Origin of the sequence: Catenulispora yoronensis (assembly GCF_039531695.1) — a bacterium.
Classification (GTDB): domain Bacteria; phylum Actinomycetota; class Actinomycetes; order Streptomycetales; family Catenulisporaceae; genus Catenulispora; species Catenulispora yoronensis.
Window position 1 is genome coordinate 128,428 of record NZ_BAAAQN010000007.1, and the last position, 21,609, is coordinate 150,036.

Sequence of the window (21,609 nt, forward strand, 5' to 3'; positions counted from 1 at the left end):
GCCGACACGCGGGCGCGGGCCGCCTCCCCGGATGCCATGATGAGCCCATGGACAACCCGTGGAGCACCGTCGTCACCCGGCTGGGCCGGAAGAAGTGGTTCTCGACCGCCTTCAAGGGCGTCGCGCCGCACGTCGACCGCTTCCTGGGCCGGGTCTCCGGCGGCCGGGTGTTCATCCTGACCGGCACCGGCCGCCACACGCTGCTGCTCACCACGACGGGCCGCAAGTCCGGGCAGCAGCGCACGGTGCCGTTGCTGTACGCGGAGCGGGAAGGCGCCTACATCGTCGTGGGGTCGAACTGGGGCCAGGAGCGCCACCCGGCGTGGGCCCTGAACCTGCTGGCGACGCCGGAGGCGAGCGTCTCGGTCCGCGGCAAGGCCAAGAAGATCAAGGCACGGGTGTTGGAAGGCGACGAGCGCCAGCTGGTATGGGGCGTGGTGACGAAGCTGTGGCCCGGCTACGACAACTACGCCGAGCGCTCCGGCCGGGACATCAACGTCTTCGCCCTGGAGCCCGTGGCGTGAGCGGGCGCATCCTCAGCGAGCAGGAGCTCAATCGGGCGACGCTGGACCGGCAGCTGCTGTTACGGCGCTCGGCCCTGGACGCGGCCGACGCCGTGGAGCACCTGGTGGGGCTCCAGACGCAGCTCCCGCCGAACCACTACGTGGCGTTATGGTCGCGGCTCGACGGGTTCGACGCGCAGGCTTTCTCGCGCCGTTTCGAGGACCGCGAGTTCGTCCGGCTGAGCCTTCAGCGCTCGACGATCCACACGGTGACGGCGCGCGACTGCATGCCGCTGCGGCACCTGCTCCGATCCGTGCATTCCCGCACGCTCCAGGGCGCGTTCGGGCGCAAGCTAAAGGGGATCGACATGCCAGAGCTCGCGGCGCGGGCGCGGGTCCTGGTCGAACAGGAACCGCGGACGTTCAACGACCTGGGCAAGCTGCTCGCCGAGGACTACCCGGACCACGACGCCCAGGCGCTGGGCGTGGCGGCGCGCAATCAGCTGGCGATGGTGCAGGTGACGCCGCGCGGGCTGTGGCTCCAGGGCGGTCTGGCCAAGCACACCACCGCCGAGAACTGGCTGGACCTCACCGAGCCGGTACCCGCCATGACCCCCGACGAGCTGGTCCTGAGGTACCTCAAGGCATTCGGCCCCGCGTCGGTCATGGACGCGCAGATGTGGAGCGGCCTGACCGGCCTGCGGGAAGTGTTCGAGCGGTTGGCCGGCGGGCTGGCCGTCTTCCGGAGCGAGGGCGGGACCGAGCTGTTCGACCTGCCGGACGCGCCGCGTCCGGACGCCGACGTCGAGGCCCCGGTGCGGTTCCTCCCGGAGTTCGACAACGTCTTCATCGGCCACAAGGACCGGGCCCGGATCCACGACCCGAGGGTCGCCAAGGAGAAGATCTGGGCCGGGAACTTGTCGCTCACGACCTTCATGGTCGACGGCCGGATCCGGGGCGTCTGGAAGCTGGAGACGGACCGGAAGCGCACGACGGCGACCGTGAACCTCACCCCGCTGGTGCCGATCACCAAGGCCCAGCGCTCGGCGCTGGAGGCGGAGGGCGCGGCGTTGCTGGAGTTCCTGGTTCCGGGCGCGGATCATGATCTGCGGTGGCTTGTGGACGAGAACGGCTGAGTTCGGATGCCTTCTGTGAGAACGCGTAGCGTGCTGGGTGCCGTCGCGACAGCCATGGTGGTGGCGGCGGCCGGCGCGGGGTGCGGCGGGTCGTCGAGCCCGCAGGCGGCGTCGGTCGCTTCGTCCGGGGCGGCGGGCGGCTCATCAGGAGCGGCAGGCGGCTCATCAGGAGCGGCGGCCTCCTCAGGGTCGTCGGCCTCGCCCGCTGTTCCGGCCTCGGCGTCCTCCCCCTCGGCAGCGTCGTCCTCCCCTTCCGCGCCGCCTTCCCCCACGCCCACCGTCGACCCCGGCACCCTGCCGCAGACGAAGGTGTTGCCGACGACCACCGACCCGCAGTTCCTGGCCGGCGTGAACGCGCTCTGGCAGGGCATCGTCGATGACAACCCGCAGGAGGCGATGCCGTTCTTCTTCCCGGAGGCGGCGTACCTCCAGGTCAAGTCGATACCGAACCCGTCGTCGGACTACAAGAACCGGCTGATCGGCTTCTACACGCTCGACGTGCACGCCGCGCACCGCCTGCTGGGCGCCGGGGCGAAGGACGCCAAGCTGGTCGGCGTGACGGTGCCGGCCCAGGCGGCGCAGTGGATCCCGCCGGGCGGCGAGCAGAACAAAGTGTCGTACTACCGCGTCTACGGGGCGCGGCTGACCTACACCGAGGGCGGCAGGACCAAGTCGTTCGGCCTGTTCTCGCTGATCTCCTGGCGCGGCCAGTGGTACGTGGTGCACCTCGGACCCAATCCGCGGCCGAAGCCCGTCGGCACCGTCTACCAGGCGCGCGGCTAGTCATTCCCTGACACCCCAGCCCCGCCTTCAACAGGCGCGACGGCGGCGCCTGTGGAAGCTTTGAAGCATGCGACCACCGCCACCGCCGTCGGGGTGGCCGGGGCACGAGCGGCGGGCGCTCGGCGTCCTGGCCGTCGTGCTGGTGGTGACGCTGACCGTCTTCTACTCCTCCCAGGCCCTGCGGGGCCTGGCGTGGTGCGCGCTGGCGGTGTGGACGGTCGCGGCCATGCTGGTCGGGATCCGGATCCGGCGGCCGCCCTATCCGCACGCCTGGTACCTACTGGCGGCGGCGGCCGGGCTGATCGTGGCGTCGAACCACTCGGACTTCGCCTACGCCGAGCACGGGGTGCCGGACGTCGCCGACTGGGTCGGGTTCCTGGGGTACCCGCTGGCGCTGGTCGGGCTGCGGATCGTCATGAAGCACCGGCTGGTCGGGCGGGACTCGGCCGGGACGCTGGACGCGCTGATCGTGGTGTTCGCGGCCACCTACGCGGCGTGGGTGTACCTGATCGCGCCGTACTTCGAGGAGCCGGCCGAGACCTGGGACTACCGGCTGGCCTCGGTCATCGACCCGATCGGCGACCTGCTGCTGCTCGGCATGCTGCTGCGGCTGGTGATCTCGCCGGGCTCGCGCAACGCCGCACTGTGGCTGCTGACCGCCGGGGCGCTGTTCCAGACCACGGCCGACGTCTCCGAGTCGGTGCTGCGGCTGAACGCCTCGCACTGGTACGGCGGCCACGCCGGCAACGTGCTGCTGGGGCTGTGCTGGCTGCTGTTCGGCGTCTGCTGGGCGACGGCCTCGCTGGTGCCGTCCGCGCACGACCTGACCAGACCGGTCCGGCAGACCGCGCGCGCCGCGCTGCCCACCGCCTGGTCCCGGCCGCCCCGGATCGCGCCGCTGATCCTGGCCGCGATCGTGACGCCGATCATCAACAGCGTGGAGCTGGGCCGCGGGCACCTGGACACCGGGTGGGCCGGGCCGATGGTGGGGCTGGCGATCTCGCTGATGATCCTGGCCCGGGTCACGGTGATGGTGCGGTCGCACCGCCAGGCGCTGACCCGGGAGTCGATCCTGCTGGCGTCCAGCGAGGAGCTGTCGGTGGCGGCCGGGGGCGCCGAGGTGGCGGGTGTGGTGGCGGACAAGGCGGCGGGGCTGTTCGCGGGGCGCGGCGCGGCGCACGCGGTGGTGGTGGTCGTCGACGGGGCGGACGGGGTGCGGGTGGCGACAGCGGGAGCGGTGCGGGTGGCGGGGGCGGGGGCGGCTGCGGCTACTGGTGGCGATGCCAAATCCCGCGTCCCGCCGCGCTACAGCGGCGCCGACGGCCGGTTCCCCTCGCCCCTGCCGCCCCCGCACACCGGCCTCGACGCGAACGGCCGCCTCCACGACACCGAGACCGGCGTCTGGCACGACGCCCTCGACCGGATCGCGATCATCGCGCGGGAGTCCGACGACGACCTCGTCCATACCGGCGCCACCACCCGGGGCCGGCATTTCCACCCGGCCAACGTCGTCCACACCGCCGACCTGCCCCATCCCCTGCCCGCCTACCTCGGCCCGGTCGAGCACGCCGGCGTCGTGCCGCTGAACGGCGCCACCGGCGCCCTGATCGTCGCCGCGGCCGAGGAGGACCTGGCGGTGCTCGGCGGCGCGCTGGAGATCCTGGCCCGGCAGGCGTCGTCGGCGCTGGAGCGGATCAAGCTCTCGCAGGAGATCACCCGGCGGGACAGCGAGGCCTACTTCCGGGCCCTGGTGCAGAACACCTCCGACACCATCCTGATCGTCGACTCGGAGCTGCGGGTGCGGTACGCGTCCCCCTCCTCGACCCAGCTGTTCGGCAGCCGCCCGGTGCGGGACCGGCAGCTCGCCGAGGCGATCGGCCCGGTCTACGCCGCCGACGTGGCGGTGCGCGCCTCGGACCCGACGCCGCAGCCGCCGGTACGCCGGGACTGGGAGATCAGCGCCGGCGGCGGGCCGCCGCACGAGGTCGAGGCCACGATCGCGGACCTGCGCGCCGAGCCCACGGTCGGCGGCTTCGTGCTGTCGCTGCACGACGTGACCACGGCGCGCGGCCTGGAGCGGACGCTGCAACGGCACGCCTACCGCGATCCGCTGACCGACCTGCCGAACCGGCTGGCGTTCATGCGCGGCCTGGAGGACGCGGTGGAGCTGGCCTCGCCGACGGTGTCGGTGAGCGTGATGCTGCTGGACCTGGACCGGTTCCGCGAGATCAACGACTTCCACGGCCGCGACGCCGGCGACCAGGTGCTGCGCGCCCTGGCCGAGCTGCTGCGGCAGCGGCTGCGGCCCGGCGACGTGCTGGCCCGCACCGGCGGCGACGAGTTCGCGGTGCTCGCGGTGCGGACCGCCGACGAGACCCCGACCCTGCCGGCCGGGATGCCCGGCGAGGACGAGCCGTTCCACGTCGGCCCGATCGCCGTGACCACCTCCGGCGCGCTGGCCACCTGCACCACCGGCGCGACCGGCGCCTCGCTGCTGGCCGACGCCGAGATGACGCTGCACGCCGCCAAGGGCGACGGCCCCAACACCTGGCGCGGCTACGACCCGCGCCTGCGCGCCGTGCTGGCCCGCACCGCCGCCCGCCGCTCCGGCCTGGACAAGGCGCTGTCCGAGAGCAGCTTCGAGCTCTACTACCAGCCGATCGTCTGGCTCGACGACGGCGACATGGGCGGCTTCGAGGCGCTGGTCCGCTGGCCGCAGCCGGACGGCACGGTGATCCCGCCGGACGACTTCATCCCGCTGGCCGAGGCCACCGGCCAGATCCTGCCGCTGGGCCGCTGGATCCTGCGCACCGCCACCGACCAGGCGGCGCGCTGGAACACCATCCGGCTGGCCCGCGGCCTGGCCCCGATCAAGATCTCGGTCAACGTCTCGGCCCACCAGCTGCGCGACCCCGGCTTCCCGGAGGAGGTCGGCACGGCGCTGGCGGACGCCGGCCTGGACCCGGCGCTGCTGATGGTGGAGGCCACCGAGAGCGCCTTGATCGACAAGGCCGGCATCGCGCTCGCCAATCTCAGGACCCTGACCCATCGCGGCGTCGGCGTCTCGCTGGACGACTTCGGCACCGGCTACTCCTCGCTGTCCTACCTGCGCGACCTGCCGGTGTCCACGCTGAAGATCGACAAGGCGTTCGTCGACGGCGTCCCGGACGAACCCCGGCAGACGGCGCTGGTCAAGGGCATCATCGGCATCGCGAAGTCGCTGACGCTGATGGTGGTGGCCGAGGGCGTGGAGACCGCCGAGCAGCGCAGGGCCCTGGCTCGGATGGGGGCTGACCTGGGGCAGGGGTACCTGTACGCGCGGCCGATGCCGGTGGCCGAGGCGTCGGCGCTGATCCGGGCCGGACGGGTGACGCTGCCGACGCGGGCTCTGGGGGCGTTGGCGCCGGAGGACGTGTATCGGGTGGGGGACGATGGGGGCGGGGGCGGGGGCCGAGGTCGCGACGGCGGCGGCCGGAACGGTGCTGTCGCGATCGCGGGTGCCGAGCCGGCCGATGCGGCGGACGCAGCGCCGACCGCAGCAGTACCGACCGACTCTTCGCCGAAAGACACCCCTCCGCAGAACACCGCTCCGCGCAACACGGAGCCGGACTCATGAGCGCCGACCGCCGACCGTTCTCCTCGCCGTACGAGGACGACTCGTCCGAGCCCGCGGCGCCCGCCACTCCGTCAGCGGGCGCCGACCCCGCACCGGCGGAGGCCTCTGCTCCGCCGACCGACCGCAGCGCCACCTCTCCGGGCTCCCCGGACTCACCGAACGCCCCGAACTCCACGGATCCCGGCAGCCCGCGCGCGTCCGCCCCCACCCCGAACCGCCCCCGCTCCTGGCCGCGCCGCCGTCCCCGTCCCCCGGACCCGTCGGTCACGGTCCTGTGGGAGCGCAGCGAGCAGGAGAACCGCCGCTTCGCCACCCGCTTCGCCGGCCAGCTCCTGCTGATCGGCGCCGGCCTCGGCGTCGTCCTCACCCTCTTCCTCGGCGTCCAGCAAGGCGCCTTCTCGCTCAGCTGGTGGGGCTTCATGGGCGCCTGCGCCCTGGCCGGCACCTGGGGCCTCGTCTACATCCTGCTGCCCGGCCCGGCCCCCGATCCGGTCCTCCAGGCCACCCCCGCCGCCTCCGCGCTCCTGATCACCGCCACCATGGCGCTGAACCACAGCAACGCCGCCGACGGCATGCTCCTGCTCACCTGGCCCGTCCTGTTCGCGGCCTACCTGCTGCCGCGCCGCACCGCGTACTGGACCCTGGCCATCGTCATCGGCTGCCTCACGGTCGTCCTCGGCCAGGGCACCGGCCCCGGCCGGTTCGCGGCCTGGGTCGAGGTCACCGCCTCGGTGGCCCTCACCCTGGTCGTGATCCTCCAGGTGCGGGCCCAGGCCGACCGCCTCAAAGAGGTCCTCGCCGAGCAGGCCCGCACCGACCCGCTGACCGGACTGGGCAACCGCCGCGCCTTCGACGAAGCTTTCGAGCGCGAGATCGCCCGCCAGCGCCGGACCCGCACACCGCTGTCGCTGCTGGCCGTCGACGTCGACCACTTCAAGCGGGTCAACGACACCTGGGGCCACGCCGCCGGCGACGAGGCCCTGTCGGCGCTCGGCGACCTGCTCCCCCGGCTGGTCCGCGCCGGCGACATCGTCGGCCGGATCGGCGGCGAGGAGTTCGCCGTCCTGATGCCCAACTGCTCGCACCGCCAGGCGCTGGTACGCGCCGACTCCCTGCGCGCCGAGATCTCCGCCGTCTCCCGGACCTGGGCCCACCAGGTGACGGTCAGCGTGGGCGTCGCGACGCTCCCGGAATCGGCCGAGACGATGACCGACCTGGTGGTCGCCGCCGACCTGGCGTTGTATGCCGCCAAGGAGGCGGGGCGCGACCGGATCAGCGCGGCCCCGGCGCTGAGGCCGCGGGGTTGATGCTTTCGCGCTGCTCCGGGCCTGGTCGCGGGTTCAGCGCTCGGGCTTCAGCGCTCAGGCTCAGCTCTCCGGATCATGCCGGATCAGGCAGTACTCGAACCCCGCCGGATCGCGCATCACGAACCAGTTCGCCCCCTCGGCGACGTACTCCGCCCCCAACGCCTCGTGCCACGCCCGCGTCGCGTCCGCGTCCTGGCAGCACACGTCCAGATGCGCCGACGTCGGCCGCTCCTCCCCGATCCGCTGGAACAGCACCTTGACCAGCGATTCCTCCGACGGCCGCAGCCAGCTGAACTCGGCGAACCGGCTGCTCGGCAGCACCTCCGACCCGCTCACCCCGGACCAGAACGCCACCTCGGCGTCGAACACCGACGGCGCGATGTCGATGCACACCTGGTCCAGCCGACTCCGGACACCGTCCGCGCCGACGAAGGCCCCGGGCGCGCGGGTCCCGCCGTTCCACGTGGTGACGCACAGGCCGTAGCCGCTCGGCGACGTCGCATAAGCCCACACCTCGTCGCGCGCCACCACAGCGCCGCCGAGCTCGACGACACGTGCCAAGGCCCCCTCGAAGTCGTCGAATTCCAGGTCCAGATGCGCACCGCCGCCGCTGATCACGCCTTGCAGCTTCAGGCACGGATCTCCGGCGTTCTCGGCAGGGAGCAACGTCGCGAACTCACCGCGCTCCCCACGCCGCGCGGACAGAGTCGTACCGGTGACGGCGGTCCAAAACCGCGCGCTCTCCTCGAAATCCGCCTCCGGCCTATCCACAAAAGCCCAGATCCACCTGATCATGTGGTCTTCTCCCTATGGCCAAATACTGATCGGTAGCCTTAATCTTCCGCGATGCAGACCGACCACGACGAGTTCCCGGAGCAGCCGGCCGAACGCGACGCCGCGGCCGTCGAACCCGGCGATGCGACCACCGACGCGGACGCCAACGCGGACGCGGACGTCGAGCCCGGCAGCGCGACCGCCGCTCCGGACGTCGATGCGGACCCCGAGCCGACCACCCCTCCGGTTCCCCCGCGCCCCGGCCCCTCCCCCACTCCCTCCCCCCGCCCCCGGCCTCGCCGCCGCTTCCGCAAGCTCAAGATCGCCTCAGCGATCCTGGCCGGTCTGCTCGTCGTCCTGATCGGCGGTGGCGCCTGGTGGCTGAACTCCTCGATCCACGCCTCGTACCCGCAGACCAGCGGCACCCTGCGCGTCCCCGGGCTGGAGGCCAAGGTCGAGGTGGACCGGAACGCCCAAGGCGTCCCCCAGGTCTACGCGTCCACCTCGCACGACCTGTTCTTCGCGCAGGGCTACGTCCAGGCCCAGGACCGCTTCTGGCAGATGGACGTCTACCGCCACATCACCGCGGGCCGCCTGGCCGAGATGTTCGGCTCCGGCCAGGTCGACACCGACAAGTTCATCCGCACGATGGGCTGGCGCACCGTCGCCGAGCAGGAGTACGCCTCGCTCAGCCCCGACTCGAAGGCGTATCTGACTGCTTATTCAGCCGGCGTGAACGCCTATCTGAAGGACCACAAGGGATCCAAGGCCTCGGTGGAGTACGCGGTCCTCGGTCTCCAGACCGACTACTCCCCTTACGAGTGGACGCCCGTCGACTCAGTGGCCTGGCTCAAGGCCCTGGCCTGGGACCTGCGCAACAACATGCAGTCGGAGATCGACCGCGCGCTGGCCTCGCAGAAGCTGACGAAGGACCAGGTGGACCAACTCTTCCCGGCCTATCCGGCGGACCACCCGACGATCGTGCAGCAGGGCACTGTCACCGGCGGCGCCTTCGACCAGGACGCGACCACGACCGACGTCGCCACGGCCACCGCGGGCTCGGCCCTCCCGGCCGGCGCCGCGACCGCGCTGGCGAGCCTGTCGCACACCGTCTCCGCGCTGCCGGACACGTTGCAGCCGCACGTCGACGGCGTCGGCTCGAACTCCTGGGTGGTCTCCGGCGCGCTGACCACCACCGGCAAACCGCTGCTGGCGAACGACCCGCACCTGGCCCCGCAGCTGCCCTCGATCTGGTACCAGATGGGGCTGCACTGCACGACGGTGAACGCCGACTGCCCGTTCGACGTCGCGGGCTTCACGATGCCCGGCACCCCGGGCGTGCTGATCGGGCACACGTCCACCGTCGCCTGGGGCTTCACCAACGGCACCGAGGACGTCACCGATCTGGTGCTGGAGAAGGTCAGCGGCGACAGCTACGAGTACAACGGCCAGCAGCTCCCGCTGGCGACGCACCAGGAGACCATCAAGGTGGCCGGGGGCAAGCCGATCACGCTGACGGTCCGCGCGACGAATCAGGGCCCGCTGGTCTCCGACGTCGACAAGGACCTGCGCAGCGCCGGCAACGGCTACGCGGTCGCGCTACGCTGGACGGCGCTGCACCCCGGGCACACCGCCGACGCCCTGTTCGAGGTGGACCGCGCGACCGACTGGGCATCGTTCCGCAGCGCGGCAAAGGATTTCGCGGTGCCGTCGCAGAACATGGTCTACGCCGACACCTCCGGCAACATCGGCTACCAGACGCCGGGCCAGATCCCGATCCGCAAGGCCGGCGACGGCCGCTGGCCGGTGCCGGGCTGGACGGACCAGTACGAGTGGAGCGGCTACATCCCCTTCGACGAACTGCCGCACGTCCTGAATCCGCCGGAGGGCTTCATCGCCACGGCGAACAACCCGATCATCGGATCGCAGTACCCGTATCTCCTGTCGAAGGACTTCGACTACGGCTACCGGGCGAACGAGATAACGCAGCGGCTGAAGGCCGCGACCGCCGACGGGAAGAAGATCGACGCCAACGGCATGCGAGCGATCCAGGCGGACACACGGAACGAGTTCGCGTCGGTACTGGTGCCGTACCTGACACACCTGCCGGCTTCCCTGACGTCAGCAGCGTCATCGCAGACCAAGGCGGCGCAAGCCCTGTTCGACGGATGGGATTACACGACCTCTGACAAGTCGGCCGCCGCAGCGTACTTCTACGAGGTCTGGAAGTTCATCTGCAAGGACGCCTTCTCGGCGAAGCTGCCATCCTCGGTGGAGGTGGACGGCGGCGACCAGTGGTTCGCAGCCGCGACAACCTTCCTGCCGAACGCCACCAGCTTCTGGTGGAACGGCAACCGGGACGCGATGCTGGCCAAGGCGATGGACGAGGCGTCGAGCGAACTGACCTCGAAACAGGGTTCGAATGTGCAGCTGTGGGAGTGGGGCGCACTGCACAAGCTGACACCGACGAACCAGACACTGGGGACCGGCGGCCCCTTCTTCGTCAAGTGGCTGGTCAACGGCGACCCGATCGCAGTCTCCGGCGGCGCGGCAGTCGTCAACGCAACCGGGTTCGACATCACGAAGGGCTTCGCAGTCGACGAGGTGCCGTCGATGCGGATGCTGGTCGACTTGTCGGACCTGGACGCATCGACGTGGGTCAACCTGACGGGCGCCTCGGGACACGTCGACGATGCGCACTACCTCGATCAGCTGCCGTTGTGGCAGTCGTTCCGGACGCTGCCGTGGGCGTATTCGAGGACCGCTGTCCAGGGAGCGACGAAGGACACCCTGGTGTTGACGCCGTAGAACGCCCTAGAACGCCGGCCGAGAGCCATTCGAGCCAGGAGCCGTAGGGGTCAACCTTCGCCAGCGAGGCGGAGGTCGACCCCTACGGCTCCTGGCGTATACGCAGCACGGTTGGCACCACCAGAGTGGTCGATAGACGAGCTAGCGATATAGCGCTCACCGCTCGACAACGACGCCACCCCGATACCAAACTTGCGCTCCGCCCACTATCGATATATCGTTGACCTATCGACAGCGCAACGGAAGACTGTCGAAGACTTACCGAGAGATCGGAGACGATCTTCACCGACTTCATCGAAAGAAGGACTCCTCATGAACACCCCCAACCACAACCACCCCACACCCCACCACTCCGCCGAGTGGGCACCCCCCACCTCCGCCCCGCGCAGACGAGGCCGCAGCATCCACAACCCCCGCGACGAGCGCACCCTCAACGAACACGCCGACCGCCGCACCCAACGCCGCAGCCCTGACCAGCAACGCGACAACTCCCCCTACGCCGGCACCCCCAGCTACGACGAACGCAACGGCCTCGGCCCCCGCGCCGAACACCGCCCCGCCCGCAATCGCAGCACCAGCCCCCGCCGCGACATCGCCTACCGCGAAGGCCCCGCCCCTCGCACCGAACGCGCCTCCAGCCGCCGCGGCTACGACCGACGCGAGGTCGACTTCGGTCCCCGCGACTCCGGCCGCCGCAACTTCGGCTACGCCCGTCGCGACGTCGACCTCAACCCGCGCGACTCCGGCCAGCGCAACTTCCGCTACGCCCCTCGCGACGTCGACTTCGACCCCCGCGACTCGGACCGCCGCAGCTACGGCTACGGCCCTCGCGACTCCGGTCGGCGCAACTTCAGCTACGCCCCGCGCGACATCGACTTCGACTCCCGCGACTCCGGCCGCCGCAGCTACGGCTACGGCCCTCGCAACGTCGACCTCGACCCCCGCGACTCCGGCCGCCGCGGCTACGGCTACGCCCCACGCGACATCGACTCCGACACTCGCGACTCCGACCGCCGCGGCAAGCGCCGCCGCCCCGAATCCACCCCGCGCCCGCCGCGTGGCCTGCGTGAACTCGCCGACCGCAATGCCCTCGCCGACCGCAACACCCACGGCGACCACTGCGACGCCCGCGAACACCACGCCCGCCGCCGCGAAGCCCTCCGCGCCATGCGCCGCGCCGAAGCCGACCCCCGCGTCGACGACCGCAGCCGCGACACCCGCCGCGCACGCAACGACCGCCGCAACGACCTCCGCCACCCGGCCGACACCCCGCGCGAAGACCACCGCCCCGACCGCCACCGCAACCGGACCAACCACCCCGGCCACTCGCACCACCCCGCCCGACCCACCCACCCCGACTCCCAGGCCGATTCCCGCGCCATCACCGAGTCCCTCGCCGGCGCCCACCGCGCCCTCCACAAACTCACCCACGCCTACCTGGCAGCCATGAGCACCACCAACCCAACCCACCGCGACCAGGCCCGCAGCATCCTCACCACCGCCCGCCGCGACCTCCACGCCATCTTCACCACCAACTCCTAACCACCCCGAACACCCCGGCCCCGCCCTCCCGGCGGGGCCACACCCATCCACCCCGAAACCTCGGCAGGGAAGCCCCCTCCGACCCGCTAAGATGAGCCCGCGTCGCCGCCAGGCCCTCGTAGCTCAGTGGATAGAGCACCGGACTTCTAATCCGATGGTCGCAGGTTCGAATCCTGCCGGGGGCACAGATCGAGTCGGGCCAACTATGCCGTTGACCTGGTGCTTCATTGAAGCCTAACCCCATTGGTCTCTACATTCTGACGGCCTGTCGCCTGGATGGTCCAGGATTGGTCCAGGGTGCGTTCCAGTTGCGTCCTGTAAGTGGGTCACAAGGACCTGATCGAGGTCGATGGTCCAGGGATGGTCCAGGGAGACTCCTCGGCGTGGACCAGGGATGGTCCAGGGAACGACTCGAAACACCCGCCTTCACCTGCGGAAAGAGTCGATCGTCGACAATCTCGCCCGGAGGGCTTCGCCGCCCTCGCGCCGACCATGCTCACCTCTCGGTTGGCGCAATGGCTGTTCTGAGCCGAGAAAAGCGGGGCCACAGAGAGTAGTCTCCGTGGCCCCGCTTAGCCCTGGCGTCCGGGCTTCGACTCTCATGCTGCCGGTGGTGTCGCCGCCGTGATGGCGTTCGCGATGGCACCAGCGGCCGCATGCTTCAACTCGTCGAACACCGAGGTGTAGGTGTCCCGGGTGATCGTCGAGGATGAGTGCCCGAGCATCTCCTGAACGACCTTGATGTCGATCCCGGCGGCCAGCGCCAGGGTCGCCGCGCCGTGGCGGAGATCGTGAAGCCGCACCGGCGGCAGGCCGGCCTCCCGGAGCAGCAGCCGGAACTGGGCACTGACCCAACCTGGGTGCAGCTCGGCGCCATCCGGTCCGGTGAACACCAGCCCCGAATCGACCCAGTCCTCGCCGGCGGCGAGCCGCGCCTTGGCTTGCTCCTTCCTGTGCGTCCTGAGTATCGCCACGGTGCGGTCGTCCACGGCGACGTCGCGCTCGCCAGCCTCGGACTTCGGCGGGGTGATGAAGGTTTCCCAGTCGATCTGAACGATCTGCCGGGTGACGTGGAGCGTGTTCGCGCCCAGATCCACGTCCACCCACCGCAGCCCAACCGCCTCGCCGCGCCGCAGCCCAGTGAAGGCGATCAGATGGAACAGCGCGAAGCACTCGTGTCCGGCGGCCCGCTGCAGGAACGCCCCGGTCTGCTCCGCCGTCCACACCATCACCGGCGACGGCACCTCTCCAGTCCGGCGCCACCGCTCCACCCGCTCCGGCGTCCACACCAGAGCCTTCGGCCGCTTCCCGGACTCCAGCTCCGCCAGCGCCGCCACATTCACCGTGATCAGCTGCTGCGCGCACGCAGCGGTCAGCGCGGTGCGCAGGGTGGCGCGGATCCGCTGCCGGGTGGCGGCGTTCGCCGGTTTCCGGTACGGAGGCATGCTCGCTAACTTTTCACGCAGCTCCCTCGCGGTCTCACGGTCGCCACTTCTACGGGCGACCTTTACCGCGGTCTCCATGTCGCGGCGAGCGGCGTTCTCCACCGGGATGGTCTCCGCGTCGTCGGCGATCACGGCGATCATCGCGTGTACGTGCGCCACGCGAAGCCGGTCCAGCGGGATCCGCCCGAGATGCGGGATCAGGTACTTCTCGATGTGGATCTGATAGCCCCGCACCGTGTTCTTGCTGATCCGGCCCTTGGCCCCGATCCACTCGGTCAGCCACTCCCCCACCGTCAGCTTGTGCAGCACTGGCTGACCCAGCTTGGCGGCCTTTCGTATCTCCTCCAACTCCGGCAGCGGCGCCTTGTCCTTCAACGACTTCCGGATCCGCCCCACGATCTCCAGCCGTAGATTCGCCGCCGCCTCCGGGGCGTCCTCCAACTCGTCAGGCACCGCCACCAACGCGCGTATCGCATCGACGGCCTGCTCGGCCTCACCAGAGGAAGCAATCCCGCCTTGGGTGAGATGCTGCCGGGGCTGTCCGACACCCATCATCACCTCGATCTGGAAGTGCCAGCTGCCATGCTTGGGGTTCCACCGCGAGCCGGTACGCAGCTGCGGGCAGCCCGATCCGAGCCGCCGCAGCACCGGCCTTCCCACGGCATCCAGCTTCGGCCGCCCGGCGGCATCCAGCACCGGGCCGCGGCAGCCGCACTTCTTGAATACAGGACTCTTGGCCAAAACGATCTCCTTCGTTAGGGGTGAACACAGCACCGGACGGCTCGAATGCGCCGTCCGGTGAATCCGATGGATGACGTGCGGTCGGGATAGATCCACGCTCCGAACCGCGAATAGATCAAGTCCACGCCGGTGACCAAGTGACAGACGTGAACGAAGGGGCGGCAGCGCCGCAAGAAACAGGATCTTGATGTCAGTCCGTGTCAGCCGGTGACGACACGTTCCGGAACGTTCCCTGGACCAACCCTGGACCATCGACGCGGTGAGTCCAGCCAGAAGAACTCCATCGGAAATCGATGGTCCAGGGTGGTCCAGGGAGTTGGTCCAGAGTGGTCCAGGCCCTGGTCCAGGATGGATCTGGAAACACCGGCGCTGACCTGCGCAGACATACACTTCTTCGCCGCTACCCCGATCGGCCGAATCGGCGCTGCCGCCGGAAGCCGGCCACGAATCCCGCCCTCACCGTGATGCGGAATTTCACACATCAGGCCCGTAGCGGATCAAGCCTTGTAGCTCGAATGGCGGGGCTGCGGACTCTTAATCCGCGGGCGTCGAGTCCCGCTCCCCCACCGAATCGCCCGGCCCGACCTGGGCGTTTCGCACTAATCGCACGACTCCCCTGATGGCCGGTGGGTCCCGGGTGGGGCCGAGGTGCGCCAGCGCACCACCCGAGATCAACCGTCTCACATTCTAAGAATCTGACAAATGCTCGATGTCAGGCGCCTGTCACACTGCCGACGTCATGGGCTCCGGGCCGTCGTCGCGATGTTCGACAGACCGGCCCTGTTGGACGGCTGTGGGAGCTTGGTTCCCGCGCGCTCTACGGCCCCGGTTCACGGTGCCACGGTGGGCACGGGAATGGTCCGGCTTGTCGACCCGGCGGATCCGCCGGGTTCCGGGCACCAGACGACCGGCCTTGAGTACCAGCGCGGCCGTGTGCTCGGCAGCCTTGCGCGCCACCTCCGGCAGCACACTGACATAGATGTCGGCGGTGGTGACGATCGAGGAATGCCCCAGCTGGTCCTGCACCACCTTCAAATCCGCCCCGGCCTGCAACGCCAACGACGCCGCACCGTGCCGGAGGTCATGAAGCCGCACCGGCGGCAGTCCGGAGGCATCCAGCAGCTTCAGGAACACCCGCATCAGCCGGTCTCCGGTCAACGGTGTTCCGGCGGTGGTGGTGAACACGAACCCCGAGGGGGCGATGCCCGACCGCTCGTGCTCGGTGTGCTGCCGGATCCGGTGCCGGCGTAGCACCGCCACGGTGGTGCGATCCAGAGCTACCACCCGCCGCGAAGTCGGTGTCTTGGGCTGACACTGCACCACCCAGCCGCCGACCATCTGCACCTGGTGTGTCACGAACATCGTCGCCGAATCAAGATCCAGATCACACCAGCGCAGCCCCGCAGCCTCACCACGACGCAAACCACGCAGCGCAATCAGATGAAATGCCGCATACAACCGGTGCTCGCGAATCCCCGCCAGGAACACCGCAGTCTGCCCGGCCGTCCACACCGCCACTGTCGGCCGCTCCCCCGTCACCTGCCACTCCGCGATCCGGTCCGGCGTCCACACCACTGCCAACGGACGACGCACCCGTGGCAGCCGCACCGCCTTCGCGGGGTTCGTCTCGATCAGCTGCTCCCGCACGGCGGCGTTCAACGCCGTCCGCAGCGTCGCGTGGATCCGCTGGACTGTGGCGTCCGTGACCGGACGGCCCCACACCGCGCTGTGCCGACGGACACCGGCCAGCATCGCCTCCACCTGCCGGGTGCCCAGTGTCGCCAGCGGCACTGCCCCAAGATATGGGACCAGGTGGTTGGCGCAGATCGCCTGATAGCTGCGCAGCGTCGAAGCTCTCACCGTGACCCGGGTATCAAGCCACGTCTTCAACCAGTCCCGCACCAGCAACCCGCCGGAAGCTGTCGACGCCGGCCCACGTAGATCTTCCAAAGCCGCCAACGCCGCGGCCCGCGAGGCGAATCCGCCCCGGCGCACCCGACGACGACCCACAGCCCCGCCCGGTAGCTCCACCGCCAGGAACCACGACCCGTGCCCATGCTCACCAAGCCGCGGACACTTCGACCCCCATTTCGACGACGTCCCCGGCATCCGGCAGCCACAACGCTTGGATACAGAACCTTGAGATATCTATGGCATTCGCACAGCATCCCTTCGGAATCGACGAAGGCGCGGTCACCGTTCCCCGCGCCGAAAAGCCGATCCCCCACCAGGCAGCGAACCTATCGCTGACGATGGCCGACTCACCCCACCCCCAGCGCACCATTACGCCGAACAGCCCATCGTCAGCGCTCCTTCATATACCGGTAGGCCCGACAGGCCGGCCCCGCCGCGATACCGAGGAGCGGCGGGGCCGTCATGGACTCACTCCCTTACCCGCGTCTCCGGTGATGAGTAGCGGTCAACGCATCTGTCGCGCGAGGCAGCCCGCTACATGCGGACTGAGCGAAAGGCCCTTTGGGTCCTGTTATTTCGTCGCCTGTATCGGCGCTTCGCTGTACTCGCGCGTGCATCACAGCTGCCCACATTCGGACGCTGTCGGCCGCGCTAGCGGCGGAAACCCCGATCGGGTGAGCGGGCTTCGACGTTGTCGAATGGCTCGGTCCAGTTATCTGGACGCAGGTCAGGTTGGCGGACAGCGGGATCAGTCGTGGTCCGTGCCCGTGTCCGCCTCGGCTTTTCCCAGTTCAGCTGGTCGTGTGATCGCCAGGAACGCGGCGGCGAACATGCAGGAGGTGATGTGGCGGTGCCACGGGGCCCATTTGCGGACCTCGTAGTGGTCCAGGCCGATCCCATTCTTGCCCAGCCGGTTGTCATTCTGCACGCTCCAGCGTGCGGCATCGATCCGGATCAACTCGCGCAGGGGCGTTCCGACCGGGGCGTGTGCCAGTAGGTAGGTGACATCGGCCGGGTCGGTGAGGCAGCGCCGCACCAGCAGTGCATGCTCGAAGCCGTCGGCCGGGCCGTCATCGACCGCGACACCGCCGATCCACGCCCAGCGCAGGACCGTGTCCGGGCTCATGACCAGCTGAAGCCGGCGCAGCGCGTTACGCGGAAAACATCCCAGGCAACGCATCCAGCAACGCCCGATCAGCAGGCTCGAAGCGAACCCATTGACCGCCCAGTCGACGCTGCAAGATCCGTAGCTGATGGCGCAACGCCAAGATCTCCGCGTCCTTCTCCCGACCGCCCATCGGAAGCAGCCGCAACGCAGCGAATGTATTCGACACCGCCAGATAGGCGAACCGGACCAGCACAACCAGCCATTATCGCCGACCCAGGTCGACGACGCGCCGAAAACCGCCCAACGCGGCCACTACGAGCCGACGGACAAGACCCTTCCTCACCTGCACGGACGACATTCTCGGCCCCCACAACGCTACCGCACCGACGGAATCCGAAGATTCCCGACAACGTCACGCTCTAAGGGTTCTGCTGCTCCGCCTCGCCGCCCTGGTCACGCCTGCACCGCCAGCACTGCACGCTACTTGGATCATCCGCTTCCAGGTGGCGCCTGGCGGCCGCGGCATCGATCACTCCACCGGGGTGAACGGCCAATGCTTTACGCCAGTGGTCCTTGGCCTTGGCAGTATTGAACCGGGCAAGTGCCACATGCGCCATGCCTTCATGGGCTCGCGCAATGTACCGTTCCGACGAATAGCCCACGCCTATAGATTCGACCTGGGCGTATGATCGTTCAGCCGACGTCAGGTCGCCGAGGCTGATATGGGTGTCGCCGATTGCGTTGAGTGCGTCCCCCTCAATCTGGAACCAGTCGACAGAGCGAGCCAAGTCGACAGCCTCACGACCGGCCTCTAGCGCTCGGGAAAAGTCGTTCGACGCCCGATGGACAGCGCAGAGTCCGGCCAAGGCCAACGCTCTGCTTCGCGGAGATCTGTTAACGCCGCTAAGTTCCAGCGCCTCTTCGTAGCGCCTGCGGGCATCGCTTGTCCGCCCTTGGAGATTGAGCACCTCGCCGATATTGCAGAGCGCGTACACCCGCGTGCGAAGCTCACCGCTTGCGATGCCAGGCTCAAACGACCGGCTGAAATGGTCAAGAGCCTCTGCCAACCGACCAAGCTCACGGCAGGTCACGCCCAGGCTATTATTAAGCGTTGCCTGAAGGTCGGAATCGCCGAGCCGGACCGCAAGGTCCAACGCGGCGAGGAAGCATTCCCGGCTTTCGTTGAAACTGTTCTCATCCAGGAATATGCCGCCGAGGTTGGTGAGTTGGCACGCTTCGGCCAGCAAATCTCCTCTCGCCCGGCTGATCTCGATCGCGTGGGAGATGAGTTCGTGCGCTTCGGAAACCGCACCCCGGGCTCGTCGCACAGCTGCTAGACCCATGAGACAGGCCGATTCTCCGTAGTCCAGGCCCAAGCGCCGTACGGATACCAGGGCCATACTGTAAAGGTCTTCCGCCTCGCTCCATTGGTTGAGTCGACCGAAAAAGGGCAGCATCGCGCAGACGAGTTGCCAGGCGTGTGAGTCGAATCCACCAGCAGCGGCGTTTCTCGCAGCGGCTGCAATATTGCGATACTCGTCCTCGAACAGCGAAAGGGCCGCTTCGTAGCTCTGGACCTCTTTGAGATGGTTCGGTTCCTGGTGGGCCTTGAACTCAACGTAGCGATTCTCCACCCCCATGGCCCGACACCAACGAACGGTTGATATAAGGTAGTAGTCGAATAGGCGGCGAAGTGTGGCTTGGCGCACCTCTTCATCGTCATCACGAGCATGCAGGTCCTGGGCGCAATCCCGGACCAAGTCGTGGAAACTGTAGCGCCCGGTACGCGGCTGCTGCAGGAGGTTGATGTCAAGCAGGTCCTCCAAGCCGTCCTCGACTTGTTCCAAGGACAACCCCGAGAGCGCCGCCGCGGAGTGCGCGTCGAAGTCGTGGCCCGGATGTGCGCTCAGCCGACGGAAGAGGAGTTTCTGTGACACCGCAAGATGCTGATACGACCAGCCGATGACGGTCATCACGTTTCGATCGCCGGAGATCAGGGTCCGCGCCCTGCCACCCCGTCGCCGCAACTGGCTGACGAGGTCTCCCACGGACCAGCTTGGGCGATCACGCAGGCGAGCAGCTGCGATCTGGATAGCTAGCGGCAGCCTCCCACACAGTGTTAAAACGGCCTTGGCCTCTTCCGGTTCAGCGGCTATGCGGTCCGCCCCGGCAATGTGGCTGAACAGCTTATAGGCGTCGTCCTCAGGCATCACGTCGAGCGGCAGCGGTACCGCCCCCTCAAGCGCCGTCATACGACGACGACTCGCTATAAGTACAAGGGTTCCGGGCTCCGCGGGAAGCAGGGGACGTACTTGCGCCACATCCGCGGCGTTATCCAGCAGGACAAGCACTCGTCGCCCTGTCAGGGTGCTACGCCATACAGCGCTTCGCGCAGCAAGGTCCTGAGGGATCACCTCGGGAGGCACGCCGCTGCTCCGAAGAAGGACGTTGAGAGCCCGCATCGGTGACAGTGGTTCGACCCCGACTGTGAACCCTTGCAGATCGACGAAGTACTGGCCGTCCGGATACTGATCGACCAGCCGATGCGCTAGGTGGACGGCCAGCGTCGTCTTGCCGACACCGCCCATTCCGTCTATCGCGGATATCACGAGCGCCGAGGTATCCGCGTTGGCCGCATCAGCAAGGAGGCGACGGATCTCCGCTTCACGTCCGGTGAACTCCGAAAGGTCCCGCGGAAGGAAGTTAGGTCGTGGCGGCTTCACCCCTTTGGCGACCTCGGCTCTCTGAGGTACTAGTGTGACGCCGGCCAACAAGACTTCCGGGCCGCCACTCGCCAGGATCTGCTGATGCGCCTCGCGTAGCTGAGGCCCGGGGTCCAATCCGAGCTCATCCGCCAACCGGCGTCGTCCATCTTCGTAGACAGCGAGCGCGTCTGCTTGCCTTCCGCTTCGGTACAAAGCTCGCATGAGGACGGCGCGAAGCGACTCACGGAGCGGAAACTCGGCCATCATCTCGCTCAGGATCCCTACCACCGAGGCAGCTTCGTCCAGTTCGATGCTGATCTCGGACAGCTGTTCGACCGCGCTAGTCCGCTTCTCAGCCAACAGAGTGGCCGTGCTCAAGAGCCTCGGAGAGTCGAGGCCGCTCAACGCCGGCCCTCGCCAGAGCCCAAGGGCTTGGGTGAGGTGCCGACGAGCTTCGTTCAACTCCCCCGACGCGACAGCGATGTCAGCTGCCCGTAGCCACGCCTCGAACCGCTGAATGTCCACGGCGTAGTTGGGCACGCTGAGTTTATAGCCGACATCGACCGTCAGTACCTCTGCCGCACCGGCCGTCGGCCGCAAAGCCCTGCGAAGACCCGCAATGACGTTGTGCACCTGCTGGCGCGCCGACTCGGGGGGCACCTCCCAGAGTACGTCGACGACCTGCTCCGCCGAAACGACCTTGTTCGCGTTGATGCTCAGCAGGGCCAACGCCTTGGCGGACCGGCCTCCTCCGATAGCGAGAGTCCGGCTGTCCAGTTCGACCAGCAGTGGACCGAGCATCTGTATCTCAAAGGCCACTGGCCCGTGCGAGCGCAAGTCGTAGTGCCCCAGGTCACGTTCGTCCCCCGTCACAGCTGATCGATCCCCTTCGTGCGCCCAGTGGGGCGTTTGTTGCAATACGTCAGGTGAGCAAGGCTGGTAGCTCTTCAGTAGCCGTGGAGTAGCGCCGACCCTCAAGCTCACTGAGGCTCACCGAGGTGGGCACCCATGGTAACCGAACCCTGATACGTAAGGAGATCAGGATCTTGATACGCAGGTTCATTTTTGCGGTGATCGGCACGATTGTCGCGTTGGCCGTGGTCGGTGTGGCGGGGGCCGGCCGAGCTGCCAAGCAGCAGTAGCCCGGCCGGCCCCCACGCCGACACGAACGGCCCGGACTGATTCCGGATATGGCGGCGACACCGGCGACTGGCGAGCCTTCTGAGC

General features: G+C 68.7%; 13 protein-coding genes and 1 tRNA gene. 8 read left to right on the plus strand and 6 right to left on the minus strand.

Features of this window, described 5'->3' with window-relative positions; genetic code table 11:
• Nucleotides 1-47 precede the first annotated feature (47 nt).
• The 5 genes from ABD481_RS08455 to ABD481_RS08475 all read left to right on the plus strand — a co-directional run bounded on the left by ABD481_RS08455 (nucleotide 48) and on the right by ABD481_RS08475 (nucleotide 7,345).
• A complete protein-coding gene (locus ABD481_RS08455; protein ID WP_344664991.1) occupies nucleotides 48-524 on the plus strand; it encodes a nitroreductase/quinone reductase family protein in 477 nt (158 codons plus the stop codon).
• On the plus strand, nucleotides 521-1,639 hold the full coding sequence (locus tag ABD481_RS08460; protein ID WP_344664992.1) for a winged helix DNA-binding domain-containing protein: 1,119 nt from the start codon (nucleotides 521-523) through the stop codon (nucleotides 1,637-1,639). Before ABD481_RS08455 ends, ABD481_RS08460 begins: the two co-directional genes overlap by 4 nt.
• Nucleotides 1,640-1,654: 15 nt before the next feature.
• Nucleotides 1,655-2,422 (plus strand): hypothetical protein, encoded by a 768-nt coding sequence (locus tag ABD481_RS08465; RefSeq protein ID WP_344664993.1) that lies wholly within the window; start codon nucleotides 1,655-1,657, stop codon nucleotides 2,420-2,422.
• 67 nt (nucleotides 2,423-2,489) lie between these two features.
• Nucleotides 2,490-6,038 (plus strand): putative bifunctional diguanylate cyclase/phosphodiesterase, encoded by a 3,549-nt coding sequence (locus ABD481_RS08470; RefSeq protein WP_344664994.1) that lies wholly within the window; start codon nucleotides 2,490-2,492, stop codon nucleotides 6,036-6,038.
• Nucleotides 6,035-7,345 carry a GGDEF domain-containing protein gene (locus ABD481_RS08475; protein ID WP_344664995.1) on the plus strand — a complete coding sequence of 437 codons (1,311 nt, stop codon included), beginning with the start codon at nucleotides 6,035-6,037 and terminating at the stop codon, nucleotides 7,343-7,345. Before ABD481_RS08470 ends, ABD481_RS08475 begins: the two co-directional genes overlap by 4 nt.
• A 60-nt stretch (nucleotides 7,346-7,405) precedes the next feature.
• Here ABD481_RS08475 and ABD481_RS08480 read toward each other — a convergent pair whose 3' ends face one another.
• Nucleotides 7,406-8,140: a VOC family protein gene (locus tag ABD481_RS08480; RefSeq protein WP_344664996.1), complete on the minus strand. Its 735-nt coding sequence runs from the start codon at nucleotides 8,138-8,140 to the stop codon at nucleotides 7,406-7,408.
• Nucleotides 8,141-8,191: 51 nt separating this feature from the next.
• Between ABD481_RS08480 and ABD481_RS08485 the strand changes: the two genes are divergently transcribed.
• From ABD481_RS08485 to ABD481_RS08495, 3 genes are all read left to right on the plus strand, one after another.
• Nucleotides 8,192-10,927: a penicillin acylase family protein gene (locus ABD481_RS08485; protein WP_344664997.1), complete on the plus strand. Its 2,736-nt coding sequence runs from the start codon at nucleotides 8,192-8,194 to the stop codon at nucleotides 10,925-10,927.
• Nucleotides 10,928-11,239: 312 nt separating this feature from the next.
• Nucleotides 11,240-12,469: a hypothetical protein gene (locus ABD481_RS08490; RefSeq protein ID WP_344664998.1), complete on the plus strand. Its 1,230-nt coding sequence runs from the start codon at nucleotides 11,240-11,242 to the stop codon at nucleotides 12,467-12,469.
• Nucleotides 12,470-12,581: 112 nt separating this feature from the next.
• Nucleotides 12,582-12,654, plus strand: a tRNA-Arg gene (locus ABD481_RS08495).
• Nucleotides 12,655-13,068: 414 nt separating this feature from the next.
• Here ABD481_RS08495 and ABD481_RS08500 read toward each other — a convergent pair.
• The 5 genes from ABD481_RS08500 to ABD481_RS08520 all read right to left on the minus strand — a co-directional run bounded on the left by ABD481_RS08500 (nucleotide 13,069) and on the right by ABD481_RS08520 (nucleotide 21,183).
• Nucleotides 13,069-14,655: a tyrosine-type recombinase/integrase gene (locus ABD481_RS08500; protein WP_344664999.1), complete on the minus strand. Its 1,587-nt coding sequence runs from the start codon at nucleotides 14,653-14,655 to the stop codon at nucleotides 13,069-13,071.
• Between the two features lie 723 nt (nucleotides 14,656-15,378).
• On the minus strand, nucleotides 15,379-16,686 hold the full coding sequence (locus tag ABD481_RS08505) for a tyrosine-type recombinase/integrase (protein WP_425559123.1): 1,308 nt from the start codon (nucleotides 16,684-16,686) through the stop codon (nucleotides 15,379-15,381).
• Nucleotides 16,687-17,317: 631 nt separating this feature from the next.
• Nucleotides 17,318-17,695 carry a hypothetical protein gene (locus ABD481_RS08510; protein ID WP_344665001.1) on the minus strand — a complete coding sequence of 126 codons (378 nt, stop codon included), beginning with the start codon at nucleotides 17,693-17,695 and terminating at the stop codon, nucleotides 17,318-17,320.
• Between the two features lie 25 nt (nucleotides 17,696-17,720).
• Nucleotides 17,721-17,930, minus strand: a complete 210-nt coding sequence (locus ABD481_RS08515; RefSeq protein ID WP_344665002.1) for a hypothetical protein — start codon at nucleotides 17,928-17,930, stop codon at nucleotides 17,721-17,723.
• A 166-nt stretch (nucleotides 17,931-18,096) separates the two neighbouring features.
• Nucleotides 18,097-21,183, minus strand: a complete 3,087-nt coding sequence (locus tag ABD481_RS08520) for an AfsR/SARP family transcriptional regulator (protein WP_344665003.1) — start codon at nucleotides 21,181-21,183, stop codon at nucleotides 18,097-18,099.
• Between the last annotated feature and the right edge of the window lie 426 nt (nucleotides 21,184-21,609).

What these genes read in the sequence shown, in the direction of transcription:
- ABD481_RS08455 (WP_344664991.1), top strand. Translation starts at nt 48, where the DNA reads ATGGACAACCCGTGGAGCACCGTCGTCACCCGGCTGGGCCGGAAGAAG.
- ABD481_RS08470 (WP_344664994.1), top strand. Translation starts at nt 2,490, where the DNA reads ATGCGACCACCGCCACCGCCGTCGGGGTGGCCGGGGCACGAGCGGCGG.
- ABD481_RS08475 (WP_344664995.1), top strand. Translation starts at nt 6,035, where the DNA reads ATGAGCGCCGACCGCCGACCGTTCTCCTCGCCGTACGAGGACGACTCG.
- ABD481_RS08480 (WP_344664996.1), bottom strand. Translation starts at nt 8,140, where the DNA reads ATGATCAGGTGGATCTGGGCTTTTGTGGATAGGCCGGAGGCGGATTTC.
- ABD481_RS08485 (WP_344664997.1), top strand. Translation starts at nt 8,192, where the DNA reads ATGCAGACCGACCACGACGAGTTCCCGGAGCAGCCGGCCGAACGCGAC.
- ABD481_RS08490 (WP_344664998.1), top strand. Translation starts at nt 11,240, where the DNA reads ATGAACACCCCCAACCACAACCACCCCACACCCCACCACTCCGCCGAG.
- ABD481_RS08510 (WP_344665001.1), bottom strand. Translation starts at nt 17,695, where the DNA reads ATGAGCCCGGACACGGTCCTGCGCTGGGCGTGGATCGGCGGTGTCGCG.
- ABD481_RS08520 (WP_344665003.1), bottom strand. Translation starts at nt 21,183, where the DNA reads ATGCTCGGTCCACTGCTGGTCGAACTGGACAGCCGGACTCTCGCTATC.